At 60.3% G+C, this 22,017-nt stretch carries 16 protein-coding genes; 6 read left to right on the top strand and 10 right to left on the bottom strand.

All coding sequences use genetic code 11. The features are described from left to right. Position 1 precedes the first annotated feature (1 nt). On the top strand, positions 2-658 hold the full coding sequence (locus BJP61_RS10950) for an O-methyltransferase (RefSeq protein ID WP_171998321.1): 657 nt from the start codon (positions 2-4) through the stop codon (positions 656-658). A 162-nt stretch (positions 659-820) separates the two neighbouring features. Here BJP61_RS10950 and hrpA read toward each other — a convergent pair whose 3' ends face one another. After that, positions 821-4,723: an ATP-dependent RNA helicase HrpA gene (gene hrpA, locus BJP61_RS10945; protein WP_171998320.1), complete on the bottom strand. Its 3,903-nt coding sequence runs from the start codon at positions 4,721-4,723 to the stop codon at positions 821-823. Positions 4,724-4,929: 206 nt separating this feature from the next. Between hrpA and azoR the strand changes: the two genes are divergently transcribed. Continuing rightward, the gene (gene azoR / locus BJP61_RS10940; protein ID WP_038862770.1) at positions 4,930-5,535 is read left to right on the top strand and encodes an FMN-dependent NADH-azoreductase; all 606 of its coding nucleotides are present in this window, start codon (positions 4,930-4,932) and stop codon (positions 5,533-5,535) included. A 60-nt stretch (positions 5,536-5,595) separates the two neighbouring features. On the opposite strand, the gene BJP61_RS10935 is transcribed toward azoR, so the two are convergent. The 4 genes from BJP61_RS10935 to BJP61_RS10920 all read right to left on the bottom strand — a co-directional run bounded on the left by BJP61_RS10935 (position 5,596) and on the right by BJP61_RS10920 (position 9,158). Further along, entirely contained in the window at positions 5,596-5,916 is a 321-nt protein-coding gene (locus BJP61_RS10935) for a hypothetical protein (protein ID WP_038862769.1), read from the bottom strand. A 78-nt stretch (positions 5,917-5,994) separates the two neighbouring features. Continuing rightward, on the bottom strand, positions 5,995-6,315 hold the full coding sequence (locus BJP61_RS10930; protein WP_161581183.1) for a YdbL family protein: 321 nt from the start codon (positions 6,313-6,315) through the stop codon (positions 5,995-5,997). A 12-nt stretch (positions 6,316-6,327) separates the two neighbouring features. Then, a complete protein-coding gene (locus BJP61_RS10925) occupies positions 6,328-6,519 on the bottom strand; it encodes a YnbE family lipoprotein (RefSeq protein ID WP_038862764.1) in 192 nt (63 codons plus the stop codon). Continuing rightward, positions 6,516-9,158, bottom strand: a complete 2,643-nt coding sequence (locus tag BJP61_RS10920) for a YdbH family protein (RefSeq protein ID WP_161581184.1) — start codon at positions 9,156-9,158, stop codon at positions 6,516-6,518. Before BJP61_RS10920 ends, BJP61_RS10925 begins: the two co-directional genes overlap by 4 nt. A 211-nt stretch (positions 9,159-9,369) precedes the next feature. On the opposite strand from BJP61_RS10920, the gene BJP61_RS10915 reads away from it, so the two are divergent. Both BJP61_RS10915 and hslJ read left to right on the top strand, forming a co-directional pair. Then, complete coding sequence (locus BJP61_RS10915; protein WP_038862761.1) at positions 9,370-10,359, top strand: 2-hydroxyacid dehydrogenase; 990 nt, start codon at positions 9,370-9,372, stop codon at positions 10,357-10,359. Between the two features lie 54 nt (positions 10,360-10,413). Then, complete coding sequence (hslJ, locus tag BJP61_RS10910; RefSeq protein WP_038862759.1) at positions 10,414-10,842, top strand: heat shock protein HslJ; 429 nt, start codon at positions 10,414-10,416, stop codon at positions 10,840-10,842. Here the strand turns inward: hslJ and BJP61_RS10905 are convergent, their stop codons facing one another. Continuing rightward, a complete protein-coding gene (locus BJP61_RS10905) occupies positions 10,843-11,109 on the bottom strand; it encodes a DUF333 domain-containing protein (RefSeq protein WP_038862758.1) in 267 nt (88 codons plus the stop codon). A gap of 277 nt (positions 11,110-11,386) precedes the next feature. Here BJP61_RS10905 and nifJ point away from each other — a divergent pair, with 277 nt between their 5' ends. Next, complete coding sequence (gene nifJ / locus BJP61_RS10900) at positions 11,387-14,908, top strand: pyruvate:ferredoxin (flavodoxin) oxidoreductase (RefSeq protein WP_171998319.1); 3,522 nt, start codon at positions 11,387-11,389, stop codon at positions 14,906-14,908. A 1-nt stretch (position 14,909) separates the two neighbouring features. Here nifJ and BJP61_RS10895 read toward each other — a convergent pair whose 3' ends face one another. From BJP61_RS10895 to BJP61_RS10885, 3 genes are all read right to left on the bottom strand, one after another. After that, positions 14,910-15,953, bottom strand: a complete 1,044-nt coding sequence (locus BJP61_RS10895; RefSeq protein WP_171998318.1) for a hypothetical protein — start codon at positions 15,951-15,953, stop codon at positions 14,910-14,912. A 342-nt stretch (positions 15,954-16,295) separates the two neighbouring features. Beyond that, positions 16,296-17,327, bottom strand: coding sequence for an alcohol dehydrogenase AdhP (gene adhP, locus BJP61_RS10890; protein ID WP_038862750.1), 1,032 nt, complete (start codon positions 17,325-17,327; stop codon positions 16,296-16,298). 32 nt (positions 17,328-17,359) lie between these two features. Next, complete coding sequence (locus BJP61_RS10885) at positions 17,360-18,880, bottom strand: aldehyde dehydrogenase family protein (protein WP_171998317.1); 1,521 nt, start codon at positions 18,878-18,880, stop codon at positions 17,360-17,362. Positions 18,881-19,150: 270 nt separating this feature from the next. Between BJP61_RS10885 and BJP61_RS10880 the strand changes: the two genes are divergently transcribed. Next, positions 19,151-20,947: a sigma-54-dependent Fis family transcriptional regulator gene (locus tag BJP61_RS10880; protein ID WP_171998316.1), complete on the top strand. Its 1,797-nt coding sequence runs from the start codon at positions 19,151-19,153 to the stop codon at positions 20,945-20,947. Here the strand turns inward: BJP61_RS10880 and BJP61_RS10875 are convergent. Continuing rightward, on the bottom strand, positions 20,944-22,011 hold the full coding sequence (locus BJP61_RS10875; protein WP_171998315.1) for a class I mannose-6-phosphate isomerase: 1,068 nt from the start codon (positions 22,009-22,011) through the stop codon (positions 20,944-20,946). The genes BJP61_RS10880 and BJP61_RS10875 overlap by 4 nt on opposite strands. Positions 22,012-22,017: the final 6 nt, after the last annotated feature.

Here is a 22,017-nt window from a genome sequence, read left to right as displayed (position 1 = left end):
GATGCAGCAAAAGTGGAGCGAAGTGGACGAGTATCTCGCGCAGGCGCTAATCGCAGACGATCCGCTGATGGCGCAGGTGCTGGAGAACAACCGGCTGGCAGGCCTGCCGCCGCATGAGGTGTCGCCGTTACAAGGACAGTTTCTGGCGCTGCTGGTAATGATGACCGGCGCGAAACGGGTGCTCGAAATCGGTACGCTCGGGGCTTACAGCACGCTGTGGCTGGCGCGCGCGCTGCCGGAGGACGGGCTGGTTGTGACGCTTGAGGCGAGCGCGGAACACGCCGGGGTAGCGGCAGCCAATCTCGCGCTCGCCAGCGTGACGCCAAAGGTGCAGTTGCGCGTCGGCCCGGCGGCCGAGAGTCTGCCGCTCTACGCCGATGAGCCGCCGTTTGATTTGATATTTATCGACGCCGATAAGCCGAACAACCCGCTCTATCTGGAGTGGGCGTTAACGCTGTCGCGCACCGGGACGGTGATTGTCGGCGATAACGTGGTGCGTGACGGCGCGGTTGCCGCCCCGCACAGCGACGACCAACGCGTTCAGGGCGTGCGCACGTTTATCGAAATGCTCGGCAACCACCCGCGCCTGCGCGCCACCGCCCTGCAAACCGTCGGCAGCAAAGGCTGGGACGGGTTTACTCTCGCGGTAGTGAAGTAGTAAAGGTCTGGCGGGGAGGAGAAGTTTTGACATGGCAGACAGGTGTGAACTGTGACAGGGCGGGTGCGGCATCGCTTACCCGCCCTGAGCACTGCCTGATGCGGGCGTTGTAGCGTGGGTAAGCGAAGCCGCCCCCCGCGCTACACACCTTAACCACCCACCCTACCCGCTGACCTGCTCCATCGCCTGCAAGACGCGCTTATCGGAGACCGGGTACGGCGTGCCGAGCTGCTGGGCGAAATAACTCACCCGTAGCTCCTCTATCATCCAGCGGATCTCGCGGACGTCGTCATCGTCGCGGCGCGCGGGCGGTAGCTTGTTAAGCCACTGCTGCCACGCCTGCTGTACCGCTTCCACTTTCAGCATCTGGGCGCGATCGCGGTGCGGGTCGACGGCCATTTTCTCAAGGCGCTTTTCAATCGCATTGAGATAGCGCAGCGTGTCGCCAAGCCGCTTATAGCCATTGCCGGTAACGAAACCGCGGTAGACCAGCCCGCTCATCTGGGCTTTGATGTCCGAAAGGCCGAGCGCCATCGTCATATCCACGCGCCCTTTCAGCCGCTTGTTGATGCTGAAGACCGCCGTCAGGATCTGCTCCACCTGTTTTGCGATATCCACCACGGTGTCGTTCAGCTCCGCGCGCACTTTCTCATGCAGCTGCGCGAAGCCCTCTTCGGTCCATACCGGCCCGCCGTTTTCGGCGATAAGTTTATCGACGCCGCAGGAGATGCAGTCGTCAATCAGATCCAGCACCTTGCCGTACGGGTTGAAGTAGAGCCCAAGCTTGGCCTTGTTCGGCAGCTTTTCATGCAGATACTTAATTGGCGACGGAATGTTCAGCAGCAGCAGGCGGCGCAGGCCGCGCCACATGGCGTGCTGCTGCTCCTGCGGGTTGTCGAACAGCCGGATGCCGACGCTCTCTTTCTCATCCACCAGCGCCGGGAAGGCTTTCACCTGATAGCCGCCGCGCTTCTGCTCGTAGCGCTCAGGCAGCTCGCCGAAGCTCCAGATATGCAGGCCACTCTGCTCGATGCCGTCATCCGCCACCGCCGAGAGCGTTTCCTGCACTTTTTCCTTGAGCCCTTCTTTCAGCGCGCTGAGATCTTTGCCCTCGCGCAATTTGCGGCCTTTCTCATCCACCACGCGGAAGGTCATTTTCAGATGATCGGGCACCTGTTCCGCCTGCCACGCCTCGCGCTCAATGGTGACGCCGGTCATACGGCGCAGCTCGCGCTCCAGCGCATCCAGCAGCGGTAATTCCAGCGGCGTCGCGCGGCCTAAAAACGCCTCGGCGTAGTTCGGCGCGGGCACGAAATTGCGGCGCACCGGTTTCGGCAGCGATTTGATCAGCGCGATGACAAGCTCGCGGCGCATGCCCGGCACCTGCCATTCAAAGCCCGCCTCTTCCACCTGGTTTAACAGCGGCAGCGGAATATGCACCGTCACGCCGTCGGCGTCGCCGCCTGGCTCGAACTGATAGGTCAGGCGCAGCTTCAGGTTGCCCTGATGCCAGAAGTTCGGATAGTCGAGTTTGCTGACCTTCTCCGCGCCTTCTTTAATCAGCATGCTCTTTTCGAAATTAAGCAGATCCGGCGTTTCACGGCTCGCCTTTTTCCACCAGCTATCGAAGTGGCGTGCGGAAATCGCGTCAACGCTGATGCGCTGGTCGTAAAACTCAAACAGCGTATCGTCATCCACCAGAATGTCGCGGCGGCGCGATTTATGCTCAAGCTCCTCCACTTCGGCGCGAAGCCGCTGATTCTCGCGGAAAAAGGCGTGGCGCGTCTGCCAGTCGCCTTCCACCAGCGCGTGACGGATAAACAGCTCGCGGGAGAGCACCGGATCGATCTGGCTGTAGTTCACGCTGCGCGCCGCCACAATCGGCAGGCCATAGAGTGTGACTTTTTCGCTCGCCATCACCGCGCCCTGCGCGCGCGACCAGTGCGGCTCGCTGTATGAGCGCTTAATCAAATGCCCCGCCACCGGCTCTATCCACTCCGGATCGATACGGGCCGCGATGCGTCCCCACAGGCGGCTCGTTTCCACAAGCTCCGCCACCATCGTCCACTTCGGCGGCTTTTTAAACAGCCCGGAGCCAGGGAAGATAGAAAAACGGGCGTTGCGCGCGCCGGTGTACTCCTGTTTATCCGCGTCTTTCATCCCGATATGCGAAAGCAAACCGGTGAGCAGCGCGGTATGTACTTCGCGATAGCCTGCCGGTTCGCTGTTAACCGGAATGCCGAGTTCTTTCACCACCTGACGCAATTGGGTGTAGATATCCTGCCATTCGCGCACGCGCAGATAGTTCAAATAATCGGTGCGGCACAGGCGGCGGAACTGGTTGGATGACAGCGCCTTCTGCTGCTCGCCAAGGTAGTTCCACAGGTTCACGAACGCCAGGAAATCGGACTCTTTATCATGGAAGCGGCGGTGTTTCTCATCAGACGCCTGCTGTTTATCGAGCGGGCGCTCGCGCGGGTCCTGAATGGAGAGCGCGGAGGTGATAATCATCGCTTCGCGCACGCAGCCGTGCTTTTGCGCCTCCAGCACCATGCGCGCCAGACGCGGATCAACCGGCAACTGCGAAAGCTGGCGGCCGAGCGGCGTCAGTTTATAGACCGAGGCCTGCGCGTCCGTGGTAATCGCGCCCAGCTCTTCAAGCAGACGGACGCCATCCTGAATATTGCGTTTATCCGGCGCCTCGACGAACGGGAACGCCGCAATATCGCCAAGCCCCAGCGCGGTCATTTGCAGAATAACGGACGCCAGATTGGTGCGCAGAATTTCCGGGTCGGTAAATTCCGGGCGCGAGAGGAAATCGTCCTCAGAATAGAGACGGATACAGATGCCTTCCGAGACGCGACCGCAGCGGCCTTTACGCTGGTTAGCGGAGGCCTGGGAGACCGGCTCAATCGGCAGGCGCTGCACTTTGGTGCGATAGCTGTAGCGGCTGATGCGCGCCGTACCGGGGTCGATAACATATTTAATGCCCGGCACCGTGAGCGAGGTTTCCGCCACGTTAGTCGCCAGCACAATACGCCGCCCGGCGTGCGGCTGGAACACCCGGTTCTGCTCGCTGTTCGAGAGCCGCGCATAGAGCGGCAGCACTTCGGTATGCGGCAGGTTGAGCTTCATCAGGCCGTCGGCGGTATCGCGAATTTCGCGCTCGCCGCTCATAAAGATAAGAATGTCGCCCGGCCCTTCGCGGCCCAGTTCGTCCACGGCGTCGAAAATCGCCTGCAGCTGATCGCGCTCGGTGTCGTCCGCGTCCTCCACTATCGGGCGATAGCGCACTTCTACCGGATAGGTGCGGCCAGAGACTTCAATAATCGGCGCGTGATTAAAATGGCGCGAAAAACGCTCGGGATCGATGGTCGCCGAGGTGATGATGATTTTCAGATCCGGGCGTTTTGGCAGCAGCTCGCGCAGGTAGCCCAGCAGGAAATCGATGTTCAGGCTGCGCTCGTGCGCCTCATCGATAATGATAGTGTCGTACTGCATCAGCAGCCGGTCCTGCTGGATTTCCGCCAGCAGAATACCGTCCGTCATCAGCTTGACCATCGTATTATCGCTGACGTGATCGCTAAAGCGCACCTTATACCCTACGCAGCCGCCCGGCTCGGTTTGCAGCTCTTCGGCGATGCGGTTGGCGACGGTGCGTGCGGCGAGACGACGCGGCTGGGTGTGGCCGATAAGCCCTTTCACCCCGCGGCCCAGCTCCATACAGATTTTTGGCAGCTGGGTGGTTTTCCCTGAGCCGGTTTCACCAGCCACGATGACCACCTGATGGTCGCGCACCGCGTTGAGAATATCCTGTTTCTTCTGGCTGACCGGCAGGTTTTCCGGGTAGGTGATAGCCGGGCGCGCGGCTGCGCGCAGCAGGACTCTCCCTGCCGCCTCGTCTATCTCCTGAACAAGCTGCGTAAAAAGCGCCTGCTGAGATTCAGTATTTTTAATCTTTTTCGCCCCGTGAAGACGGCGAGCGAAACGGCTCCTGTCGCGCAGCATCAGCGAATCGAGACGTGCCATCAGGGCGGAGAGCGTAATATTTTGTTTTTCCATCATTGCGTTATAGGGCCTGAGCACAGCCCGTTAAATCTTAGGGTTTCGTTAAGCGTAGAGTACCACACCACTTTCTGGCGCGCCTTGTTCAAAAATTTAGAACATAGACTTCGATATATTGCGCTATCACTGTCATCGGTTTGTGAATAGAGTTGTCGACAAGCAACGGGGGCGACCGCCCTGACAACCAAATCAAAAAGGAACATCCCATGAGCAAAGTACTCGTTCTGAAGTCCAGTATTCTGGCAGGTTACTCCCAGTCCAACCAGCTTTCCGACTATTTCGTTGACCAGTGGCGTGAACAGCACAGCGCGGATGAAATTACCGTGCGCGATCTCGCCGCGAACCCGGTTCCGGTGCTGGATGGCGAGCTGGTTGGCGCCCTGCGCCCGTCCGACGCGCCGCTGACACCACGTCAACAGGACGCGCTGGCGCTGTCTGATGAACTGATTGCTGAGCTGAACGCGCACGATGTGATTGTGATTGCGGCGCCGATGTACAATTTCAACATCCCGACCCAGCTGAAAAACTACTTTGACCTGGTGGCCCGCGCGGGCGTCACCTTCCGCTACACCGAGAAAGGCCCGGAAGGCCTGGTGACGGGCAAACGCGTTATCGTACTGACCAGCCGCGGCGGCATCCATAAAGATACCCCGACCGATCTGGTGACCCCGTACCTTTCCCTGTTCCTGGGCTTTATCGGCATGACCGATGTGAAATTCGTCTTCGCCGAAGGCGTGGCGTACGGCCCGGAAATGGCGACCAAAGCGCAGAGCGACGCGAAAGCCGCTATCGACGCGCTGATCTCCGCGTAAGCGACGCGCGAGAAAAAAAACCGCCTTCCGGGGCGGTTTTTTTATGGGCGAACGGCACCGTTACACCACCACCCACGGCGTTTCGTCGAGCGCGAAAAACAGCGTGTTGTCACGCACCTGATAAGGAATGGTATAGGTGCGGGGATCGTGCATATTGCGGTCGCAGCACGGCTCAAAATAATGCACCAGACAGCGGAAGGTAAACGTGCTGTCGGTCATCTCCGTTATCTCAAATGACTCCGGCTGGTACGCGTAACGGATATCGTCCGGATGTTCGGACATCACCAGATGTTTAAACAGCCCGGCGTTGGCGCGCAATGTGTCGGCGATAGCGGACAACGACGGCGCGCCATCCAGCGGCAGAGTATAGTCAGTTGCCATAAGGTTTCTCCTGTAAGAACGCGCCCCGAGCGTGACACAGGGGCGCGCGTTCGTCTGTTACCCGTGGGAGGTACGGCGCTATTTTTTCATCCAGCGGCCATTAATCCCGCGCACATATTCACCGGCTTTGCTGCGCTCCACCAGCTTCTGGCCCGCCATGGTCGCCACAGCATCGACCGGCAGGCCATTTTGCCGCGCCACCTGGCGGTAGCTTTCCGCGCGCGCCTGATTGATGCGCGCCACAAGCGCGGTGGTCTCGGCATCCTGCGTCACCGGCGCGAGATAGCCCGTCAGCGTTTCACCTACGCGCCCCTGAGCGCGCGCCTCTTCCAGCGTCAGCGCGACACTGACAGGGCTTACCAGCAGCAGCGCCAGCGTTAACACCAGCAGGCGTTTCATCGTCTCGCCTCCTCAGAAGAGATCGCTGCGGCTTTGCAGCAACGCTTCGACGTCTTTATCCACTTTGATATGGATATCGTGTTCGATTTTGACGTTCATATTAATGGTAATCGGCTCTTTCGGCGCCGCCACCTCAATGCGCGGCGTACAGCCGGACAGCGCTATTGTGATGATGCCCGACAGAAGCGCGGTTACGATTTTCATGGTTGTTCCTCGCAGGTCTCCCCTGACGTTGCCTTGCAGCGCGCGGCGGGCAGCGTCGCGTGTTGCTCAAGCCAGGACTGTAAATTGTCGCCAAAACGTAAACTACGCCACAGCGTGAAAAGATTTTCCTGATGCTGATAGTTAAGCCGCACGCCGCTTTTTTTGCCGTCGACGTGGCTTTCGCCCTGAAATTCCGAGCGCATGCGCAACACCCCGAGGTTATCGACGTCGAGCCGCGTCCAGGAGCGGGAAATTTCCATATAGCGCAGCCAGTTCACCGCCGCGGCGGCCGCCGCGTTATCGTGCGCCATCGCGTCGGCCATCTCTTTATCGACGCGCAGCGTTAACGGGCCGGGGCTGGTGAGCCAGCCGTCGTGCACAATCCACTGAGGGTTATCAAGCCACAGCGGCAGCGCGCCGTTAATCGCCCCGGAGAGCGCCACCTGTTTCACATTCGTGGCAGTGATAAGCTCACTTGACGAGATATTCTCAAGGCGCAGCAGCGCGGGCGTGTGCTGCGGCATCCGTAGCTGCTGCATGCGAATTTTCCCGCCAAGCAGCGAGGCGCTGACGTCGCTTAACACCAGCGGGTTTTCCTCACTCCACGGGTAACTGCCCTGCAACGACGCCGTTATCTCCCGCGCCGGCACCTGGCTTGTGATTTCCTTGATGTTCAGCCGCACCGGCCCGCGCGTGCCGAGCTGCCAGGTGGCATCGCGAAAGCGGAACGGCAGCACGAAATCGACGCCGTTGAACTGATTGTCTTTGGTCCAGGCGCTGCCCTGTTTCACTACGCCATGTCCGCCCGCCTCGAAGCCCTGGCCTGCGGCGGCGGAAAACGCCACCTGGGCGTAAAAGCCGCCGTCGCGCAGCAGCAGCTTCCAGTCCGGCGGCAGCAGCGGCTGGAAAACCGCGAGCGGCTGCGGCGACCACCAGGCCTGACCACGCAGACGCTCGCCATCCCAGCGCCCGTTGACGCGTACCGGCCCGATGTCGCCCGCGTGCAGATCGCCCTTAAACTGGAACGCGCTCGGGTCACGCCCCTGCACGCTGAAGTTGAGCGTCGACGGCGGGAGGCTCGCGCCGCTGGTAAAACGCGTCGTCCCGGCGTCAAGCGTGAGCGCGCCCTCCAGCGCCTGCGCGGCTTGCGCCCTCGCCCAGCGCACCGGCGTGCTGAGCGCCAGCCGGGGGTGCTCGACCGTCATGCTGCCGTAGCGCCACCGATCGAAGCGGGTAGTGAGTTCGCTGAGCGTTATCACCTCGTCGCGCCATTCGCCGCGCCCGGCGATGGACCAGCGAGACTGCATCGGCTCGAAGGTGCCATTCCCCCAGTAGCGCCAGCGCCACAGCCCGGCATCAGGCAGAAAATCCTCGGCGCGGCCATCGAGATGCAGCAGCATATCACCCTGGCCCGGCTCGCTGGCGCGCGCGATGGCCTGTAATCGTCCGTCGATGCCCTTCTCTGTCACCGTCACGCCTGCCAGCGGCCAGCGAATCTCTTCAATATTCAGCGCGTCAATGACGCGACCGCGCGAGCGCAGCAGCGCGCCCGGCAGAAAGCGCAGCTCGGGTGACAGTAGCGGCCCGCCGAGCGTGGCGGGCAGGCTCGCGTAAAACGCCAGCGCGTTCTGTTTGGCCTCGCCGGTAATGCGCAGCGGCATGGCGCTCTGGCGCAGGCTCAACGTGCCGGGGCCGAAGCTGAGCACCGCGTTCCCCTTACCCGCGTTCCCTTGCGTGACCACATTCATGCGCCCGCTGACGCGCGCCGCCTCAATGCCGCCGCGCCAGTTCTCCACGCGCAGCGCCACGCGCCCGCTCAGCGGAAAGCCCTGATAAGGCCAGCGCCAGCGTCCGTCGCTGAAGGCAAACGCGTCGTGCCCGGCCTGCCAGGGCAGATCCAGTAGCGGGTCCGGATCGCCGTCGGCGAACACCAGCAGTTGTCCTTCGCCGCCGCGCCACTCCAGCTCCGCGCGGGCGTGGTATGGCGCCTGCGGCAGAGAGAACCGCGCCTGCGCCGCGCCTTTGGTGGGAATGCCATCCGGCATCAAGCCCAGCGTGAAGTCGCCAAGCAGCGAAACCGGCGGCTGGCCCTCGAACGCGTGTACGCGCAGACGCTCAATGCGCAGCGCCTGCCCCACGAGGCGGGCTTTGACGTCCAGATTATCGCCGGTAAATGTCACCACCTGCGCCTGTGGACTCAGGCTCGCCTGCAGTGCGCCGACGTAATCGGCGAGGTCAACGAGCGTCAGACGCGCGATCTCTACGTCACTTTCAGGAAGCATCGATTGCCACTGGGCAAGCGTGCGCGGCGCGCCGGGCGTCGGGTCGTCGGGAATGGCGCTGAAGCAGCCGGTGTTAAGCGTGAGCGCGTCAAGATGAAGCCGCCAGCGCGCAGGGTGGCTTAAGACGACGTTATGGGCGCGGGCGAGTTCGCAGTCGCCTGCGAAATAGCGCAGATCCGGCAGTACGATGGCGGAGCGGGTCAGGCGCGGGCGATGCTCCAGCGCGATTCGCGTTCCTTGCGGCAGCCAGACGCCCGCGAGCGTCGGCAGCCAGTAGCCTGCGGTTAACAACAGGGTGAGCGGCAGCAGCACAAGCAGAAGTAATAAAGCGATGACGGCTCTGTATTTACCCTTCATGGGCCGTTAATATCCTGATTCAGCGAGAAATTATGCCGGGGAAAGCATTTATTGTGACACCTTTGGCAGGCCAGGTGAAGCCAGGGCGGCTCTGAAAGCATAGTTGACCTAAACTTAGAGGTAAGCGCCTGTACGGCAATTAATTTTTAAACTTTGTACGATATTTTTAATTATGCTAACGTGATCACAGAAAATCACTGGAGAAAGTCTTATGAAACTGGCGGTTTATAGCACAAAGCAGTACGACAAAAAGTATTTGCAGCATGTTAACCAGGAATATGGCTTCGATCTTGAATTTTATGACTTCCTGTTAACCGAGCGCACGGCGAAAACCGCTATTCAGTGTGACGGCGTCTGCATTTTCGTTAACGACGATGGCAGCCGCCCGGTGCTGGAAGAGCTGAAAAAGCATGGCGTCAAGTTTATCGCGCTGCGCTGTGCCGGCTTTAATAACGTCGATCTCGACGCGGCGAAAGAGCTTGGCCTCAAAGTGGTGCGCGTCCCGGCGTATTCGCCGGAGGCCGTGGCGGAACATGCCGTGGGCATGATGATGTGTCTGAACCGCCGCATTCACCGCGCTTATCAGCGCACCCGCGACGCCAACTTCAACCTTGAAGGGCTGACCGGCTTCACCATGTATGGCAAAACCGCTGGGGTTATCGGCACCGGTAAAATCGGCGTCGCCGCGCTGCGCATCCTCAAAGGTTTCGGCATGCGCCTGCTCGCGTTCGATCCCTACCCGAGCGCCGCCGCGCTGGAGCTCGGCGTTGAGTATGTCGATCTTAAAACGCTGTTCTCTCAGTCAGACGTCATTACCCTGCACTGCCCGCTGACGCCAGAAAACTACCACCTGCTGAACCAGAATGCGTTTGAGCAGATGAAAGACGGCGTGATGATCATCAACACCAGCCGCGGCGGTCTGGTCGATTCTCAGGCGGCGATTGAAGCGCTTAAAAGCCAGAAAATCGGCGCGCTGGGCATGGACGTGTATGAAAACGAGCGCGACCTGTTCTTTGAAGATAAATCCAACGATGTTATCCAGGATGACGTGTTCCGTCGTCTTTCCGCCTGCCACAACGTGCTGTTTACCGGCCATCAGGCGTTCCTGACCGAAGAGGCGTTAATCAGCATCTCTGAAACCACGCTTGAAAACCTGCGCCAGCTGGAGCGCGGCGAGACCTGCCCCAACGAACTGGTGTGATACAGACCGGCGCGTCACACGGCGCGCCGCGTCATTTACCTCAGGGAGACCTTCATGAAAAAAATCCTTATCCCTTTACTGGCGGGCATGACGCTCGCGGGCTGTCACAGCACCGCCCCCTCGTCTTCGCGCCTCACCCCGGAAACGCTGCAACACCACCGCTACGTGCTGCAAACCGTCAACGGCGCGCCGCTGGATGCCACGCGTCGCGTACCGGAGCTGAGCTTTGGCGAACATATGCATGTCTCTGGCAGCATGTGCAACCGTTTTATGGGTCAGGGCGAGCTGCATGGCGATACGCTGAAAGTGAACGGGCTTGCATCGACGCGTATGCTGTGCGCCGAGCCGCAGCTTAATGAGCTGGATAAACTGATTGGCGAGATGTTAAGCCAGGGGGCGACGGTGAGCGTCGGAAAACAGCAGCTCACCCTGAAGTACCGCCAGTATACGCTGGTATATAAACTGGCGGATCTGGTGCAGTAATCAGTACGCGGCGCAGGCGCCGGTGGCGAGCGCCGCTTCGCTGCAACGTTTGCCGTTGGGCAGCGCGCACATGCCGGTAGTGGAGCCGTCAAGCTGACGCGCAACGGACATCGACCCGCCCACCATCGCGCAGTTCGCCTGGCCTGCGCTCGACATCGCCGCCCGCATGCCCGGCGGCACGTGCGCCGCAGTGGCCTGCTGAACGGGTTCGCTGCTGCATGCCGATAACAGTAACGCGGCACAACCTACCCAAAACGCTGCTCGCATGATTCTCCCCTTTCGTTGACAAGCAAAACCTGAGCATCATAGGCCGCCCGGCGCGGCCCGTCGAGATTCGCACTGCTGCTTTTTTGGACGAAGACACATTTTTTTGCCTTTTTCTGCATCGTGCGCGTGTTCACTCGCATGAAACCATTCACTTTGCAAATAGTCAGTACACAAAAACGAAAATCCCGCCCTCCGCCCTTTGCTAAAATTCCCTTATTACTACAGGGTCTGTTTTTCTGCGCAGGCCTGACAATGTTGCGCAATGTAAGGGTCACTTATGATTACTATCGACGGCAACGGCGCAGTCGCTTCAGTCGCTTTTCGCACCAGTGAAGTTATCGCAATTTATCCCATCACACCGAGTTCAACCATGGCGGAGCAGGCCGACGCCTGGGCCGGCAACGGCATGAAAAACGTCTGGGGCGACGTGCCGCGCGTCGTGGAGATGCAGTCCGAGGCGGGCGCTATCGCCGCTGTCCACGGCGCGCTCCAGACCGGCGCGCTCTCCACCTCGTTTACCTCCTCCCAGGGCCTGCTGCTGATGATCCCGACGCTTTATAAGCTCGCGGGCCAGCTCACGCCGTTTGTGTTGCATGTGGCGGCGCGTACCGTCGCCACCCATGCGCTGTCGATTTTCGGCGATCATTCGGACGTCATGGCCGTGCGTCAGACGGGCTGTGCGATGCTCTGCGCGGGCAGCGTGCAGGAGGCGCAGGATTTTGCGCTGATAGCCCATATCGCCACGCTGAAAAGCCGCGTGCCGTTTATTCATTTTTTTGATGGTTTTCGCACCTCGCATGAGATAAACAAAATCGCGCCGCTCGCCGATGAGACGATCCGCGCGCTGCTGCCGCAGGCGGAGATTGACGCCCACCGCGCCCGCGCGCTGAACCCGGAGCACCCGGTGATACGCGGCACCTCCGCTAACCCGGACACGTATTTCCAGTCCCGCGAGGCGACCAACCCTTGGTATAACGCGGTTTATGATCATGTCGAACAGGCGATGAACGATTTCGCCGCCGCCACAGGACGCCAGTACAAGCCGTTCGACTATTACGGTCACCCGCAGGCTGAACGGGTCATTATTCTGATGGGCTCCGCCAGCGGCACCTGCGAAGAGGTGGTGGATGAGCTGCTGTCGCGCGGCGAGAAAGTGGGCGTACTGAAAGTGCGCCTGTTCCGCCCGTTCAGCGCGCGTCACCTGCTGGCGGCGCTGCCGCAAAGCGCGCAGCGCATCGCGGTGCTCGACCGCACCAAAGAGCCGGGGGCGCTCGCCGAGCCGCTCTATCTGGATGTCATGACCGCGCTTGCTGAAGCCTTTAACCGCGGCGAGCGTGACCATCTGCCGCGCGTTATCGGCGGTCGCTACGGGCTTTCATCGAAAGAGTTCGGCCCTGACTGCGTGCTGGCAGTGTTTAACGAGCTCAGCGCCGCGCAACCGAAGCCGCGCTTTACCGTCGGTATCTATGACGACGTGACTCATCTGTCGCTGCCCCTGCCGGAAAACACGCTGCCCTCTCACGCCCGGCTCGAAGCGCTGTTCTACGGGCTTGGCAGCGACGGCAGCGTCTCGGCCACCAAAAACAACATCAAAATTATCGGCAACACCACGCCGTGGTACGCGCAGGGCTATTTCGTTTACGACTCCAAAAAGGCGGGCGGGCTGACCGTTTCTCACCTGCGCGTCAGCGAGCGGCCTGTCAATTCCGCGTATCTGGTAAGCCAGGCGGATTTCGTCGGCTGCCATCAGTTGCAGTTTATCGATAAATACCCGATGGCCGAGCGCCTCAAGCCCGGCGGTATTTTCCTGATTAACACCCCTTACCCGCCCGAAGAGGTCTGGCACCGGCTGCCGCAGGAGGTCCAGGCGGAGCTCAATAACAAAGAAGCGCGGGTGTATGTGGTGAATGCGGCCAAAATCGCCCGCGAATGCCAGCTCGGCGCGCGGATCAACACCGTCATGCAGATGGCGTTTTTCCATTTGACGCAGATCCTGCCGGGCGACAGCGCGCTTGAGGCGTTGCAGGGCGCTATCGCCAAAAGCTACAGCAGCAAAGGCCAGGAGCTGGTGGCGCGTAACTGGCAGGCGCTGGCGATGGCCCGCGAGTCCATTTTCAGCGTCGCGCGCCAGCCGGTCGACGCGCGAAGCCATCTGCGCCCGCCGGTAGTCTCCGATGCCGCGCCTGATTTTGTTAAAACCGTCACCGCCGCGATGCTCGCGGGGCTCGGCGACGCGCTGCCGGTTTCCGCGCTGCCGCCGGACGGCACCTGGCCGCTCGGCACCACGCAATGGGAGAAACGCAATATCGCGGAAGCGATCCCCATCTGGAAGGAGGAGCTGTGTACCCAGTGCAACCACTGTGTCGCCGCCTGTCCGCACTCGGCGATCCGCGCCAAAGTGGTGGCACCTGAAGCCCTCGCCGACGCGCCCGCGTCGCTGGCCTCGCTGGATGTAAAATCGCGCGATATGCGCGGCCAGAAATATGTGCTCCAGGTGGCACCGGAAGACTGCACCGGCTGTAATTTGTGCGTCGAAGTCTGCCCGGCGAAAGACCGGCAGAACCCGGAGATCAAGGCCATCAATATGATGTCGCGCCTGGAGCATGTGGAGGAAGAAAAACGCCATTACGACTTCTTCCTGGGGCTGCCGGAGATAGATCGCAACAAACTTGAACGTATCGACATCCGCACCTCACAGCTCATCACGCCGTTGTTTGAGTACTCCGGTGCCTGCTCCGGCTGCGGCGAAACGCCGTATATCAAGCTGCTGACTCAGCTCTACGGCGACCGGCTGCTTATCGCCAACGCCACCGGTTGCTCGTCGATTTACGGCGGTAACCTGCCCTCAACGCCTTACACTACCGACGCGAACGGGCGCGGCCCGGCGTGGGCCAACTCGCTGTTTGAAGATAACGCGGAGTTCGGCCTCGGTTTCCGCTTAACGGTTGACCAGCACAAAGCGCGCGTGCAGCGTCTGCTGGCGCAGTTCGCCGATAAGCTAACGCCTGCGCTGTACGCGGCGCTGCAAAGCGACGCCACGCCTGAGGCGCGCCGCGAGCAGGTGGCGCAGTTGCGCCAGCAGTTACAGGGTGTGGAAGGCGCGCAGGAGCTGCTCACCGACGCCGACGCGCTGGTGGAGAAATCCATCTGGCTGATTGGCGGCGACGGCTGGGCGTATGACATCGGCTTCGGCGGCCTCGACCATGTGCTGAGCCTGACCGAAAACGTCAATATTCTGGTGCTGGATACGCAGTGCTATTCCAACACCGGCGGCCAGGCGTCGAAGGCCACGCCGCTCGGCGCGGTGACGAAATTCGGCGAACACGGCAAGCGCAAGGCGCGTAAAGATCTCGGCGTGAGCATGATGATGTACGGGCATGTCTATGTAGCGCAGATTTCGCTCGGCGCGCAGCTCAACCAGACGGTGAAAGCGATTCAGGAGGCGGAAGCCTACCCCGGCCCGTCGCTGATTATCGCCTACAGCCCCTGCGAGGAGCACGGTTACGACCTGGCGCTGAGCCATGATCAGATGCGCCAGCTCACCGCGACGGGCTTCTGGCCGCTCTACCGCTTCGACCCGCGCCGCGCCGACGAAGGCAAGCTGCCGCTGGCGCTTGACTCACGTCCGCCGTCGGACGCGCTGGCGGAAACCCTGCTCGCCGAGCAGCGCTTCCGCCGTCTCAATGCCCAGCAGCCGGAGGTCGCGGAACAGCTCTGGAAGGACGCCGCCGCCGATTTGCAAAAACGCTACGACTTCCTGGCGCAGCTCGCGGGCAAAGCGGAGAAACTCAGCGAGTAGTTTAACGCTTATCTTTATCGCCCCTGTTTCTGGCAGGGGCGTTTGCACCCAGCTCCTCGCGGCTTAATACCGGGTACCAGGTAAATTTATCGCCGGTGGTGCATTTTACCGCCACGCCATTTAAATCTCCGTTCTTCAGAAAAAACCCACGATACTGATTTTCCCCCACCGCTAAATAACGCGTTTTTTCGCCGAGATCATAAATCGTCTGGTAACGATCGCCGCAGCGGAAGGTGGTGCGGGTATCGAACTGATAAAAATTGTTTAATAACGCGCCACCAATGGTGCGGGTATTCGCCATGATTAAACCGGGCATAATGCCAGCAAACGCCGCCACCAGTAATATCTGGCTACCCATGGTAAGCGAGACGCGTTTTTTACGTCGCCGCACGCTCGCTTCCATCAGCGCGGAAACGAGCATAATCAAAATATAAGCGACGTTAAAGGCAATAAACGCGGCCATGAAAAGTGTCAGGCACCATGTGGTATAAGGCATTTGCGCAGCGGAAATATCCCAGGACTCAAGTAAAATGGTGCTGGCAAGCATTTTCCCCAAAAAGAGCACCAGAGCGAGCACCAGCGGCCAGATTTTACCGAACAGGGACGCGGCCTGCGGGCTTAATACCGACGAACAAAGCAGATAAAAACGCACGAGACAGATGGCACCAAATCCGCAACAGGCCGCGACCAGCAACCAGACTATCGTGGAGTTGGCATGCGCGACCGCCAACAAAAAGCTTGCTGAGAGTAATAACATTGTGGCTCTTGCCATCGACACCAGCGCTTTTACGCGGCTGTATTGCTGGCGCGGCAGAAAACGCTTCAGGCGTTCGCGCTCCTGAGCATGAAACGCCGCGTGCCCCTGGAATTCAACGATATACGCGCAGATCCACAGCATATTGAACCACAGCGCCGCGCCGACGAGGGACGGATGATGGGTTTTATTGGCGCTGGCGAGCAGAATGAGCGTAATGATCCAGTTAATGCACAAGAAAAGAATAAGCGCGGGAAGCTGACGTGACAGTTTGTGCAATAAGCCGAACATGACCTTTCCTTTTGTCAGAAAAAGCCAACCATAAAGCGAAATATTTTTAGTGGCAACCTGACCGCGCGGGTTTAATAACGCCGCGTCACTATTGACAAAATAAGCATAAATAACGGCTGACAACCCCCATAATTAAGGGCAGAGGCCAGGTATAATCTGAATGCGTTATTGACTATACTGCGCCGCTTGCCTGAACGGGCGTTATTGCGAAGTGAGAGAAAAAAATGCATACATTAGGAATGATTATTGGCGCGCTGATTGTAATTTTTATCGTTATGGCGATGAAAAAGCGTAAGCGTTAACCGCGCACGCCAGCGCCGCCTCCCTGCGGCGCTTAAGCGTTTACAGCGACATATCCACCACAATACGTCCGGTGATTTTACCGTTGCGCATACGGTCGAAAATATCGTTGATATTCTCCAGCGGCTCCACCGCAATCTCCGCTGCCACTTTGTTATGCCCGGCGAAGTCCAGCGCCTCCTGCAAATCTTTACGCGTACCGACTATCGACCCGCGCACCGTCGTGCCGTCCAGCACCATATCGAAGATAGAGAGATCGAATTTGCCCGGCGGCAGGCCGTTTAGCACCATGGTTCCGCCACGGCGCATCATCGTGGTGGCCTGCGCGAACGCTTTAGGCGATACCGCCGTCACCAGCACGCCGTGGGCACCCCCGAAGGTGTCATGAAAATGACGCCCCGGATCGACCTCCAGCGCGTTCGCGACGACCTGCGCGCCGAGACGTTGAGCAAACGCCAGCTTATCGTTGTCGATATCCACCGCCGCCACGTTCAGGCCCATCGCATTGGCGTACTGAATCGCCAGGTGCCCTAATCCGCCGATGCCGGAAATCACCACCCAGTCGCCCGGTTTGGTGTCAGTCATCTTCAGCCCTTTATAAACCGTGACGCCTGCGCAGAGTATAGGCGCGATGCTGGTGAAATCGACGTTATCCGGCAGAATGCCCACGTAGTTGGCGTCCGCGAGACAATACTCGGCGAAGCTGCCGTTCACTGAATAGCCGGAGTTTTGCTGGCCGTGGCACAGCGTTTCCCACCCGCCGAGGCAGTGTTCACAGTGGCCGCACGCCGAATAGAGCCACGGCACGCCCACGCGATCGCCCTCTTTAATGTGCGTCACGCCCTGGCCGACCGCCACCACATGACCCACGCCTTCATGCCCCGGAATAAACGGCGGGTTTGGCTTCACCGGCCAGTCGCCCTCGGCGGCGTGGAGATCGGTATGGCAAACGCCGGTGGCGGCGATTTTCACCAGCACCTTGCCCGGCGTCACTTCCGGCACCAGAACTTCCTGGATCTCCAGCGGTTGCCCGAAGGCCTTGACCACCGCCGCTTTCATTTTCATCACTTTCATCGGTCACCTCGTTAACGGATAGTTCAGATGGATCAGAAAAGGTTCAGAGGCTGGATGTCGTAGCTGACCAGCAGATTTTTCACCTGCTGGTAATGCTCCAGCGCTTTCTTATGGGTTTCGCGGCCGATACCGGAATTTTTGTAGCCCCCAAAGGCGGCATGGGCCGGGTAAAGGTGGTAGCAATTGGTCCAGACGCGACCCGCTTTGATTTCGCGGCCCATGCGCCAGGCAAGATTGGTGTCGCGCGTCCAGACGCCCGCGCCGAGGCCGAACTCCGTGGCGTTCGCAAGCTTCAGCGCCTGTTCCGCGTCTTTAAAGGTCGTGATGCCGATAACCGGCCCGAAGATCTCCTCCTGGAAGAAGCGCATCTCGTTTTCGCCTTTAATCAGCGTCGGCTCGATGTAGAAGCCCTTCTCCAGCGCCGCGCCGTGGTTCAGGCGCGCGCCGCCCGCGAGGATCTGACCGCCCTCACCGCGCGCGATGTCGATATAGGAGAGAATTTTGTCGAACTGCTCCTGAGAGGCCTGCGCGCCTATCATGGTCTCAGTGTCATAGGGGTCGCCTTTGCGAATGTTGGCCATACGCGCCAGCACGCGCTCCATAAAGGGTTCGTAAATCGATTCCTGAATCAGGGCGCGGGAAGGACAGGTGCACACTTCTCCCTGGTTAAAGAAGCCCAGAATCAGCCCTTCGGCCGCTTTTTCAATAAATTCAGGCTCTGCCTGCATGATGTCGGCAAAGTAAATATTAGGCGACTTTCCGCCCAGCTCGACGGTACTGGGGATAATATTTTCCGCCGCGCACGAGAGAATGTGTCGTCCAACGGGTGTGGAGCCGGTAAACGCGATTTTCTCAATGCGTTTGCTACGCGCCAGCGCTTCGCCCGCCTCCTGGCCGAACCCGTGCACTACGTTGACCACACCCGGCGGCAGCAGGTCGCCGATAAGTTCCATCAGCACGGAAATTCCCAGCGGGGTTTGCTCGGCGGGTTTGAGCACCACGCAGTTGCCCGCCGCAAGCGCTGGTGCGAGTTTCCACGCCGCCATCAGGATTGGGAAGTTCCACGGGATAATCTGGCCGACCACGCCGAGCGGCTCATAAATGTGATACGCCACGGTGTACTGGTCGATTTCCGCGACGCTGCCCTCCTGGGCGCGCAGACAACCGGCGAAGTAGCGGAAATGATCCACCGCCAGCGGGATATCGGCATTCAGCGTTTCACGTACCGGCTTACCGTTATCCCAGCTTTCGGTAAGCGCCAGCTGTTCGATATGGCCCGCCATGCGATCGGCAATCGCCAGCAGCAGGTTCGAGCGCTCCTGCACACTGGTTTTGCCCCAGGCGGGCGCGGCGGCGTGGGCGGCGTCCAGCGCGCGTTCGATATCGGCAGCGCCTGAGCGCGGGAACTCCGCCACCACCGCGCCCGTCACCGGCGTCGCATTGGTGAAATAGTGTCCTTCGACAGGCTCGACAAACTGACCGCCAATGTAATTTCCATAACGCTGTTTAAAGCTAACGAGAGCACCAGGCTGACCGGGGTGAGCATATTTCATGGCAGGATCCTCAGTGTAGCGACAATCGGTTAAGCACAGTCTGCTGTGCGGCAGGCAGAGATAAGCAGTTCTTATGCCAGAATGGCGGTGCCGCTTACTCTCGTTTTTAAATGCTTTTAAAACAGCGTGTTAATGAAATAAAACAGCAAACCTTTTTCCCTTACGTCAGCGCATGGCCCGGAAAATGTCGCGGAACTGTGTCATGTGTCGCAACACATGAGACACTAAACTGCTACATATTTGAAACATATGCACCTACCGGAGAATGCCATGCCGCACAGCGCCTCGTTAACCTCCGCAGGCTTAACGCCGTACTGCGACGAGCTGTCTTTTCCGTGTCCGCTGAACGACTCCTGGCAGCGCAGCCAGCGCTATGGCCTGAGCCGCAGCGACGATGCGACTTCTTTTGTCAGCCGCGCGCTGCTGGAAGAAGCCCGTTCGCAACATGGCTGGCTGAACACGCTGGCGCGCCCGCTGATGCAACGGCTCGGTGAGAGCCTGAACCGCCTGCCCTCGGTAGTGGTGGCCTCCGACGATACCGGCCTGGTGCTGGAGACCTTTGGCAATAACCAGTTTCTGCATAAGGCGCAGCGCGTGGCGCTCGCTCCCGGCAACCTGTGGGGCGAGCACGCGCGCGGCACCAACGCCATCGGCACGGCGCTGGCGCTCCACGCGCCCTGCGAAGTCCACGGCAGTCAGCATTTCCTCAACCAGAACGCCGGGCTTTACTGCTACGGCGTGCCGGTGTTCCGCCCGGACGGACATATTGCAGGCGTGCTGGATCTTTCCACGCCCGCGCAGCAACCGGTGCCGGAAGCGGGCAGACTGATGCGCCAGGCGGTGCGTCAGCTTGAACATGACTGGGTTATCGCCCAGCTTGATGCCCGCCAATGGCTGCTGCGCCTGCATGCGGACCCCGCCGCCCTCGGTTCGGCCCAGGAGCTGCTGCTGGCCTTTCGCGATAACTGTCTGGTGGCCGCCAATAAGCTGGCGATGGACGAATTTAATCTCTCAACCGCGCATATCGGCACGCTGTCGCTCGACGCGCTGTTCCCGCAGGCGCTGCCTGCGGACGACGGCGCGGCGCTGACCGCCGTTAATCAGCGGCGTTATCACGCCCGCAGCCAGCTTCCGGCGCGTCGCGTCTGGGCCGCCCGGCCCGCCACAGCCCCGGAAGAAGAGAGCGGCGTGGAGACCGGCAAAGCGCTGCGCCTGCTGAACGCGGGTATCGCCTTGTGCATTACCGGCGAAACCGGCTGCGGCAAAGAGCACCTGAGCCGCCGCCTGCACCAGCAGAGCCAGTGGCGTGACGGCCCGTTTGTCGCCATCAACTGCGCCGCGCTGCCGGAGCAGCTTATTGAATCAGAGCTGTTCGGCTACCAGCCCGGCGCGTTTACCGGCGCCAGCAGCCGGGGATATCTCGGTAAAATCCGCGAGGCCGACGGCGGCGTGCTGTTTCTCGATGAAATTGGCGATATGCCGCTGACGATGCAGACCCGTCTGCTGCGGGTATTACAGGAAAAAACGGTGGTGCCGCTGGGTGGCACGCGCGCCGTGCCGGTGACCTTTACGCTTATCTGCGCCACGCATCGCCCGCTTGATGAGATGGTGGCGCGCGGCGCGTTTCGCGAAGATCTCTTTTACCGTATTGAAGAATACCGGCTGCGCATTCCGCCGCTGCGCGAATGGCCCGCGCTGCCGCGGTTCGTCCAGCGGCTGTGGCAGGAGCTGGGCGGCGCGCGGCGCGGCGTCACGCTCTCCGCAGATCTGATAGCCCATATCGCCCGCCTGCCCTGGCCGGGCAACGTGCGACAGCTGGCGAGTCTGCTGAAGGTGTTGCTGGCGCTCGCGGATGAAGGTGACGTTGTCACGTTAAGCGACCTGCCGCTTCCCTATCGTCAGTTGATAAACGAAGAGCCGGCGCGGCTTTCTGACCATGCCGCGCCGGATGTTGACGCTGTGCTGCAAAGCGTTAATGGCAATATGAGCCTTGCGGCACGCAAGCTTGGCGTGTCGCGCAGCACCCTCTACCGACGCTTAGAGAAACAGCGCGCCGCCCTGCGCTAGCGCAGTTGGCCGCTGATATCGCCGAGCGCGTCAATGGCCGTCTGTGGGTAGCCTGCGGCGCGCAGCGGCGCGATAATCTCCTGCGCCAGATCTGGCACATACCCGACCAGCAGCTCACCTTTGCCGCAGAATTCCGCCTCGCCAAGCGCGGCGGGCAGAATAACGCTCTGGGCGCGCTCAAGTCTGGTTATCTGACCGCCTGCGTTGATGGTTACCGGCGCGCCGATATTGGTGACGATACGCACCGTGCTGAAGCGGTAGTCGTAACAGGTATCGAAGCGCCAGCGCTCCAGCGCGAAATAGGGCCCGGCGCAGCAGACGAGACGCTGCACGGCATCACACTCCTCCAGCACCAGACCGCGCTGCGGCTGGGTCAGCAGCTCAGGACGCAGTTCGTCGAGGAGTTTATCGATATTACGCGCCTGTTCTTCAGGCGGCACCGGCGAGCCATCCTCCATATTCCACGGCATCGCGTGCTGCTGAATATCAGAGGTCTGTTCTAATTCATAGATAAGGGTGTCCGGCCCGAACGAGTGCAACTGACCGCCCGGCACGTAGAGGGTGTCGCCGGTTTTCAGCGGCAGACGGTACATCACGCGGTCGTAATCGCCCGCCAGCAGCGCCTCGCGGATAGCGTCTTTTTTCATGCCGGTTTTAATGCCGGCAAGACAGGTCGCGCCAGGCCCGGCCCAGAGAATATGCCAGGCTTCCGTTTTACCGTTGGGCTGGTTTTCCAGCCGCTGCGCCGTGTCGTCATTCGCGTGCAAATGAACCGGCAGCATGCCGCTGCCGTCGATAAACTTGCTGAGTAGCGGAAAATGCGGGCCGCGCCATCCCGGCGCGACCAGTTCATCGGGATAGCGCGTCGCCAGTTCGCGAAGCGAGGTGCCGGCAAGCGGCCCGTTAACGACGGTTGCTATCATGCCGTCAACGTCGCTTACCTCCCAGGTTTCCGCGATGCGCGTATCGGGCAGTTCCGCTTTGCCGAGCTGCGTCTTAATGCGCGAGCCGCCGAAAATGTGTGTCGCAAGCGGCGTCGTCAGCTTAAGCGGATAGTTGAGCATCCCTCT

Source organism: Cronobacter sp. JZ38, assembly GCF_008932145.1.
Taxonomy (GTDB): domain Bacteria; phylum Pseudomonadota; class Gammaproteobacteria; order Enterobacterales; family Enterobacteriaceae; genus Cronobacter; species Cronobacter muytjensii.
Note: the sequence above shows the minus strand (reverse complement) of the source record. Positions and strands in the feature narration are given on the sequence as shown.